Origin of the sequence: Domibacillus robiginosus (genome assembly GCF_000966195.1) — a bacterium.
GTDB classification, from domain to species: domain Bacteria; phylum Bacillota; class Bacilli; order Bacillales; family Domibacillaceae; genus Domibacillus; species Domibacillus robiginosus.
On record NZ_LAHL01000072.1, the window covers coordinates 1 to 8,158 of the forward strand.

6 protein-coding genes and 1 tRNA gene are annotated in these 8,158 nt (G+C 40.6%); 2 read left to right on the forward strand and 5 right to left on the reverse strand.

Features of this window, described 5'->3' with window-relative positions:
- Positions 1-351: 351 nt before the first annotated feature.
- The 5 genes from VP97_RS24390 to VP97_RS22010 form a co-directional block, all read right to left on the reverse strand.
- Positions 352-804, reverse strand: coding sequence for a hypothetical protein (locus VP97_RS24390; RefSeq protein WP_216594943.1), 453 nt, complete (start codon positions 802-804; stop codon positions 352-354).
- 713 nt (positions 805-1,517) lie between these two features.
- Positions 1,518-2,048, reverse strand: a complete 531-nt coding sequence (locus tag VP97_RS21995) for an ECF transporter S component (RefSeq protein WP_050184304.1) — start codon at positions 2,046-2,048, stop codon at positions 1,518-1,520.
- Between the two features lie 405 nt (positions 2,049-2,453).
- Positions 2,454-3,107 (reverse strand): fructose-6-phosphate aldolase, encoded by a 654-nt coding sequence (gene fsa, locus VP97_RS22000; protein WP_050184305.1) that lies wholly within the window; start codon positions 3,105-3,107, stop codon positions 2,454-2,456.
- Positions 3,108-3,147: 40 nt separating this feature from the next.
- Positions 3,148-5,166, reverse strand: coding sequence for a transketolase (tkt, locus tag VP97_RS22005; RefSeq protein WP_050184306.1), 2,019 nt, complete (start codon positions 5,164-5,166; stop codon positions 3,148-3,150).
- Positions 5,167-5,329: 163 nt separating this feature from the next.
- The gene (locus tag VP97_RS22010) at positions 5,330-6,091 is read right to left on the reverse strand and encodes a DeoR/GlpR family DNA-binding transcription regulator (protein ID WP_050184307.1); all 762 of its coding nucleotides are present in this window, start codon (positions 6,089-6,091) and stop codon (positions 5,330-5,332) included.
- Positions 6,092-6,682: 591 nt separating this feature from the next.
- On the opposite strand from VP97_RS22010, the gene VP97_RS22015 reads away from it, so the two are divergent.
- Together VP97_RS22015 and VP97_RS22020 are read left to right on the forward strand one after the other, a co-directional pair.
- Entirely contained in the window at positions 6,683-7,786 is a 1,104-nt protein-coding gene (locus VP97_RS22015; RefSeq protein WP_050184308.1) for a 5-methyltetrahydropteroyltriglutamate--homocysteine S-methyltransferase, read from the forward strand.
- Positions 7,787-8,059: 273 nt separating this feature from the next.
- Positions 8,060-8,134 (forward strand) — tRNA-Asn (locus tag VP97_RS22020).
- Positions 8,135-8,158: the final 24 nt, after the last annotated feature.

Below are 8,158 nucleotides of genomic sequence, written 5' to 3' on the forward strand. Positions count from 1 at the left end.
GAGAGGACAGCGGAAGCTGTTCTTTTTTTGTTTTAAAAAAAGTCTTTATACGTAGAGATACTTTTGTTGGGCGAACGCAGTAAGTAACAGGAGGGGAGTTCGAATACTTTTTTAATGTTATTTTGTTTTTCAAAGCAAGACGTATAGAGAACTAGAGAAGTGCTTTTGAAGCTATCCTTTTCCATACTACGAAAAGGTGTTAGTATACATGTATATCGAATACCTTTAAGCAGTTTTTAATCAAAAGATGAATTATTTATTTTTACCCATATCATTGAACTAAAAAAGAGACTATTACAAAGTCATTGTAAATGACTTCTGGAATAGTCTCTATCTTTATCAAAAATTACGTTATAGAGTAAAAAGCCAAGGTCTTTTCTTACGGTTACCGCGGTCATCTCTTCGGTGATCACGGTCATCGCGTCGATCGTCTCTGCGGTCCCTCGCATCATCACGGTCGTCCCGGCGGTGATCACGGTCATCGCGTCGATCGTCTCTGCGGTCTCTTGCATCATCATGGTCGTCCCGGCGGTGATCACGGTCATCGCGTCGATTGTCTCTGCGGTCTCTTGCATCATCACGGTCATCCCGGCGGTGATCACGGTCATCGCGTCGATCGTCTCTGCGGTCTCTTGCATCATCACGGTCGTCCCGGCAGTGATCACGATCATCGCGTCGATTGTCTCTGCGGTCTCTTACATCATCACGGTCGTCCCGGCGGTGATCACAGTGCTTAGCGTTTCCATAATTTGGGTTAAACCAAACGTCAGCATAGTCTCCTCGACATTCATATTTAAAGCCCATGAAAAATTCCCTCCCTTCTTTTATAAAATGGCAAGTTCAAAATGAACCTTGCCATATATAGTATGATTCTCTGTATTCACTTGTATAGTTTGTGTTACTAGTATGAATGAAAAAATAAGAAAGAAGGGAGGTTCGTGTTTATTTATTGCTAAAGCTGCTATAGTAGTTGATAAAAAGTACATAGGTATGCTTGAGCTGAGCAACTTTTATTAAAATTAAATAAAATGGATGGTAGTTATACTTTTGATTATGATGAAATGCTTCTTCTCTTAAGTCATCTTAAAGAGGTCTAAATGAAGCGTTTCTCTTTAAACAGAAAAAATCGGATAACAATTAGGACAGGATAGTATAAGAATAACTAAAAAATGAATTTTGTACTGTTCATTTGTATGATATGAATAGTATGAATGCAGGGAGATTCAATGAAAGGTATTGTCTATACAAAATAGGATAACTCGATGTTCTTCGATTAAATGAAATATGGATAAAAGTAAAAGCGACAATAATTATAGTAGCGGATACTCAGATCTGATATTTTATGTTTCCTTCCTCCGTGGACTGTCTGCTAGAATTGTAATTTAGGCAAAGAAATGTCACGAAAATAAAAGGAGATAAGGTTAAAAGAGCAAAAAAAAAAGACGAGAAAACATCGTCTTTTTTCATCTGCATCATGATAGTAATCCCGTTTTTAATGCCAGCTGTCACTAAACCTCTTAAAAGGGTCTTGCTCTTTTCTTTAAACGCCCTAGAAGTGGTACGACAATAATTCCAGCTACGACTACTTGCAAAAAGTTTCCAGGTATAGAACCGAATGGCTGTATCCAGTTACCATAAAGGAGAGCTTCGGCAAAATAGTAGCCTACGATTTTGATAATAAGTGCAGTAATTACGGCCAATGTGTATACAAGGATCCGTTTTCCAGGAACCTTTTCAGCTATAAGGCCGGCTACAAAGCCCATGGCACCTACAATCACGAATGTAAAGGGTGACCAGATTGCCCAGCCAGAGAGAAGGTCGAACAAGCCCATTCCGAACGCACCTGCTATGGCGCCTGTTTTTTTGCCATAAAGAAAGGCTGCTATAAAAAGAGGTACGTTACCTAGATGAATTAGGCCTCCATTACCCATAATTGGGAGCTTTATGTTGATAAACATTGTGGCTACCAGGGTTAACGCGACGAAAAGTGCATTGACGACTAAAACTTTTGTTTTAGTTGTTTCGGTCGATAATGATGATGAATGCATATGATAACCTCTTTCTTAGTTGTAGACTATTATCTTACTACTAAATAGTTAAATAATAAATATGAAATATTCTATTTATTTAATGACTTAGGAGCCAAATGCTGACAGCAGCGTTATTCAGCATCAGTTCAAAATTGTATAAGAGGTTCTATAAAGAAGCAGCTCTTTGGTGACATATGTGTTGGAGAGAATACTGCTTTTAAGAGCTGCAGATTATTCGCCAAATGATGTAATTTAGTTAAATGCCATTTTAGAAAATGAAATGTCAGAGTTTAATTGAAGAGAAATATTTCTGCTTTATTACCTTTTTAATTGATTTTACCGCTAAAAACAGTTAAAAAGACAGTCAGGAAGTTACATTCTTCTGACTGTCTTTAATGTGGTTATAATAAATGCATGGTTTTCTTAGCTAAGAGTTTCCTGAAGTTTCCCCCAGTCCTTCATAAATGTTTCAATGCCGGACGTTGTAAGCGGGTGATTCCATAAAGAAGGTAAGATGCTCCCGGGAATAGTTGCAATATGAGCGCCAGCAAGAGATGACTGAACAAGGTGATCCAGGTTGCGGATGCTTGCTGCAATAATTTCTGTTTCAAAGCCGTATGTTTGCAGCACCGATTTTAAGTTTTTAACCAAGCTGATGCCATCTGCACCGATATCATCCAGCCTTCCGATAAAAGGACTGATGTATGTAGCGCCCGCTTTAGCAGCCATCAATCCCTGGGCCTCTGTAAAAATAAGCGTTACGTTTGTTTTAATGCCTTCTTGTGTTAATTGATACGTTGCTTCTAGCCCAGCTTCTGTCATTGGGATTTTAACGACAATATTTTCTGCCCAAGAAGCAATTTCACGGCCTTCCTGAATCATTTCTTCCGCTGTAAGACCGATCACTTCTGCGCTGACCGGACCGCTGACGATTGAACAAATTTCCTGAATGCGTGTTTTAAAGTCTGCGCCTTCTTTTGCGATGATAGAAGGGTTTGTTGTTACTCCATCTACCAGTCCAAGCTTTACAATGCGTTTAATTTCCTCTAGGTTTGCTGTGTCTAAAAAGAATTTCATTATTTTTTCCCCTTTTCTTAATGAAGTAAAAACAATTAGCTTACGATAAACGTTGTTTAATTTGAGCGACAATACTTTTTGCAGTAAAGCCAAACTCTTTGGCAATTTGGCTGCCTGGAGCAGACGCACCGAACGTTGGAATACCAACAATTAATCCTTTTCTTCCTACATAATTTGCCCAGCCAAACGGGGAGGCAAGTTCAATCGCTACATTTACCTTGCTGTCAGAGCTTAAAATAGTGTCCTGATAGTCTGCAGATTGTTTTTCAAACAATTCCCAAGACGGCATGCTGATGACGCGTGCGCGAATGCCTTCCTGATCCAGCTGTTCTTTCACTTGAACAGCCAGTGATACCTCGGAGCCCGTTGCCATTAGCTGAACGTCATATTCATCTTGAGCGGCACCTGATAAAACATAAGCCCCTTTATCAAGCTGGCTCAATGCTGTTTCCCGGTCTACAGTCACTTTGATATTCTGGCGGCTTAAAACGAGGGCAACAGGTCCCGCTTGATTTTCTGCTGCGTATTTCCAGGCAGCAACCGTTTCATTGGCATCAGCCGGACGAAGAACCGTCATATTTGGAATCGAGCGCAAAGCAGCCAGCTGTTCGATCGGTTCATGTGTCGGACCGTCTTCACCAACAAAAATACTGTCGTGTGTGAAAACATACGTAACCGGCAAGTTCATCAAAGCAGCCAGACGGATAGCCGGACGAAGGTAATCAGAGAAAACAAAGAACGTGGAACCGAATGGTTTAACGCCGCCATGAAGCGCCAGACCGTTTAATACAGCCCCCATTGCAAACTCCCGTACACCAAAATATAAATTGCGCTCTTCATATTGGCCTGGGGCAAACCGTCCTAAGCCATTTAAATGTGTCATTGTAGATGATTCTAAATCAGCAGAACCGCCAAGCAGGCTTGGAATTTGCTGAGCGAGCGCATTTAACACCTGGCCTGAAGCAATACGGGTAGAAATTTCTGTCCCTACTTCATATGTCGGCAACGCTTCATCTTCAACATATAGTGGACCGCTCTGTAAGTCCTGTTCAAGATTTTGAGCCAGTTCAGGGTAAGCTTGTTTATATTGTGACAGTAGGGCATTCCACTCTTGATTGGCTTCAATGCCTTTTGTTTTAATTTCCTCGTAATGAGCTCTCACTTCTTCAGGAACAAAGAATTCTTTTTGTGGCCACTGATAGAATTCTTTTGTTAAAGCAGCTTCTTCTTTTCCAAGCGGGGAGCCGTGAGTTCCTTGATGGCCGCCTTTTCCGCCTTTATTCGGGCTGCCGTATCCCAGTGTTGTAATGACTTCAATTAAAGTTGGTTTGGATGTTTCTTGTTTCGCTTCCAGCAGCGCTTGCTCGATGCTTTTGATATCATGCTGATCGGATACCTTCAATACTTGCCATCCATAGGCTTCAAAGCGCTTTCCTACATCTTCTGAAAAAGAAAGATTCGCTTCGCCGTCCAGCGTAATATTATTCGAGTCGTACATCATGACAAGTTTGCCAAGCTCCAAGTGGCCGGCAAGTGACGCCGCTTCTGCAGAAACGCCTTCCATTAAGTCGCCATCACCGCAAATGACATATGTAAAATGGTCAACAACAGCAAATTGATCTTTGTTATATTTCGCAGCAAGATGCGCTTCTGCCATGGCCATACCTACACCCATTGCGACACCTTGCCCTAGGGGACCTGTAGTGGCATCGACACCCGGCGTGTGACCGTATTCTGGATGTCCCGGTGTTTTACTGCCCCATTGTCTAAATTGTTTTAAATCCTCAAGGGATACGTCATATCCGGAAAGGTGCAGCAAGCTGTACAAAAGCATGGAACCGTGTCCAGCTGATAAAACAAAACGGTCGCGATTAAACCACTCAGGATTTGCAGGGTTATGGTTCATTACCTTGCTCCATAGCGTGTAGGCCATGGGAGCAGCACCCATTGGCATGCCTGGGTGGCCAGATTTTGCTTTTTCCACCGCATCAATTGATAACGTTCTAATCGCATTGATGGCTAATTGTTCTACTGAACTTGAGATAGAAACTGTACTCATGTAAACACTCCTTTTTGTCTGAAGATTCATGATAGTTTATATCACAAGACACAAAACAAACAAAATCAATCAAAATTTTATTAATAATAAACACAAATAAACAATAATGAACATTTATGCGAAAAATAAAAGTGCAGAATTTTTTTCTGCACTTTTAAAATCATTAAACGGTATAAACCGTTACCCCTGCTTCTTGAAATTGTTTTACTTGGGTTTCAGATGCTTCTTTTCCTGTAATTAATACATCAATTTGCGTAACGGGTGCGACATTATGCAAAGACACGCCCCCGAGTTTTGTATGGTCAGTGACTACAATGGTTTGCTCGGCCGCTTCAATCATGCTGCGTTTAGCAGAAACAAATTGGTCATCAAAATGAGTGAGTCCAAGCTTTGGATGAATCGCTGGAATAACAATAAAGGCTTTGGTTACATGCAATTTTTTTAAAGCATGGTCTGTAAATAGACCATTTAACATGTAACTTTCAGGAAACAGGGTACCGCCCGTTACAATCACTTTTATATCTTTGCGAGCCTGCAGTTCTGCTGCGATTTTAATATCATTGGTCACCACTGTAATATTCGATTTGGCAGCCAGCAGCCGGGCCATTTGAAAAGTAGTGGTGCCGGAATCCAAAATAATGCTGTCTCCTTCGTCTATCATTTCTAAAGCCTGTTCAGCGATCGACGTTTTTTCCTCGACACGTTCATTCACCCGTACAGTGAAAGAGGGCTCTGAACTTACTCTGTCAACTAGAACGACACCGCCGTGTGTTCTTCTTAAGCGTCCTTCTTTTTCGATTTCATTTAAATCTCTTCTAATGGTTGCTTCATGGACACCAAAGTCCTGAGAAAGCTGAGCCACTGAAGCTACATTGTGTTTTCGTACATAATCGATGATTTTCAACTTTCTTTCAGCAGCAAGCAAGGTTTTTCCCCTCAATTCGTTTATATCTTTTTTACAAATAGTCGTATTTATTAATCTTATCACAGTTTTTTTTACATGTTAGCCATTTTGAAGGCCTGAGTCTAAGTAAAGACAACCCCAAAGTTGTTTGAATTTCAGGTTTTAGAGGCGAATTTTTCAAAAGCGGGCTTACTGCGCATTATGGGTAATGGCCAGACCATTGGGTATTTCATCTAAAACAATGCTTTGTGAATTTTCAAAATCACCGCTATCAAGTCAGGAGTACCCATCCCTTGCGTTTGCTTTTTTAGCAGGAAGCATGGGGAATGGGTGTGATGTATTCGGATACTCAAATAAAGGAATAAGCTAGAACTAATTTGGCTCTAGCTTAAAGTTATAACGAGAAATAGATTTTATGTGTTATCGCGTGTTTGTTTTTCCGTGTTACAGTTATTTCACACCAAATAAACAGATGCAGGAAGAGAAGTAGGAAAAATCAGCTCTAACTTTTCGTTATAACCATGCACGACAAAGAAGCAATATCTTTTTAAGGCAGCTTTATTTGGCTGTAGAGATACATGTACATAAAAACATAGGAAAGAAGGAATTAAAATGACAAAAACATTGATTAAAGCACCGTTTAAAGCAGATCACGTAGGAAGCTTGCTTCGCCCGCAATCAATTCATGATGCTAGAAAGCAATTTAAAGATGGTGTCATTACGGCTGAACAATTACGTGCTGTAGAAACAGAAGAAATTAAAAGAGTCGTAGATAAACAAATTGAAGTGGGCCTTCAAGCGGTAACGGATGGTGAATTCCGCCGCAGATTTTGGCATACGGATTTCATGGAGCACTTAAATGGTGTGGAAGGATATGTTCCTGACCATGGGTATAAATTTGAAGGTGTAGAAACTGAAGCGTATGATGTACGCGTAACTGGCAAGGTATCTTTTAGTACTGATCACCCTCATCTTAAAGACTTTGTCGAATTTAAAGAAATTGTTGGTGACCGTGCTGTTGCCAAAATTACACTTCCGAGTCCAAATCAATTTTTCAATACCGGCATCCGCAATGAAGACATTTATCCGGATGTTGAAGATTTCGCGAAAGACATTATCCAGGCCTACCGCGATGCACTTCAAGCGTTTTATGATGCTGGCTGCCGCTACCTACAGCTTGATGATGTTTACATTGCAGGGCTTTGTGCATCCTCTCTTCCGTTTGCAAAAAGCGACCTGGAAAGAGAGAAGTTAATCGATCTTGCTTTGCGTGTGGTAAATGGAGTGCTGGAAGGCAAACCAGAAGACTTAACGGTAACAACCCATCTTTGCCGTGGGAACTATCAGTCTGCCTGGGCTTTTGAAGGTCCATATGACCGAATCGCTCCTAGCTTCTTTGCGAAAGAAAAAGTAGACGGCTTCTTTTTAGAATATGATGATGAGCGTTCAGGTGGGTTCAAACCGCTAGAGCACATTCCAGCTGGCGGACCGCAAGTAGTTTTAGGTGTATTTACTTCTAAAACGGGTGAATTAGAAGACAAAGAAGTAATCAAAGCACGTGTACAGGAAGCATCCAACTATGTTCCTCTTGAGCAGATTTGCATTAGCCCGCAATGTGGATTTGCTTCAACCCATCATGGCAATAAATTGACGGAAGAACAGCAATGGGCAAAATTAAAGTATATTGTGGATGTTTCAAAAGAAATTTGGGGATAAAGACAAACAGCGTATTATTGTTATTAAAAAACGTTAAGAAAAATCGGTGTATTCTTTTTAAAAGAGTGCATCGATTTTTTAATCTAGTGAGTCAGAAAGGGAGGGGGAATATAGAAGCAATGGTCGAGGGTTGGGCAGAGCACAATGCATAAGGTATCTTCAAAAACAAATACAGAAGAATAGGCCGAAAAGTTATAAAAAATATTTTTCAAAAGTGTTGACTCTAAAAAATAAAGGTGATAATATTTAATAGCTGTCGTTAGTACAAACTATTCCGCAGTAGCTCAGTGGTAGAGCAATCGGCTGTTAACCGATCGGTCGCAAGTTCGAGTCTTGCCTGCGGAGCCATTTCAACACTCTATCAAATATAAG

Bases quoted from the DNA above. Each gene is read 5' to 3' on its own strand.
- VP97_RS24390 (WP_216594943.1), bottom strand. From the start codon at position 804: ATGGGCTTTAAATATGAATGTCGAGGAGACTATGCTGACGTTTGGTTT.
- VP97_RS21995 (WP_050184304.1), bottom strand. From the start codon at position 2,048: ATGCATTCATCATCATTATCGACCGAAACAACTAAAACAAAAGTTTTA.
- VP97_RS22015 (WP_050184308.1), top strand. From the start codon at position 6,683: ATGACAAAAACATTGATTAAAGCACCGTTTAAAGCAGATCACGTAGGA.
- tkt (WP_050184306.1), bottom strand. From the start codon at position 5,166: ATGAGTACAGTTTCTATCTCAAGTTCAGTAGAACAATTAGCCATCAAT.
- fsa (WP_050184305.1), bottom strand. From the start codon at position 3,107: ATGAAATTCTTTTTAGACACAGCAAACCTAGAGGAAATTAAACGCATT.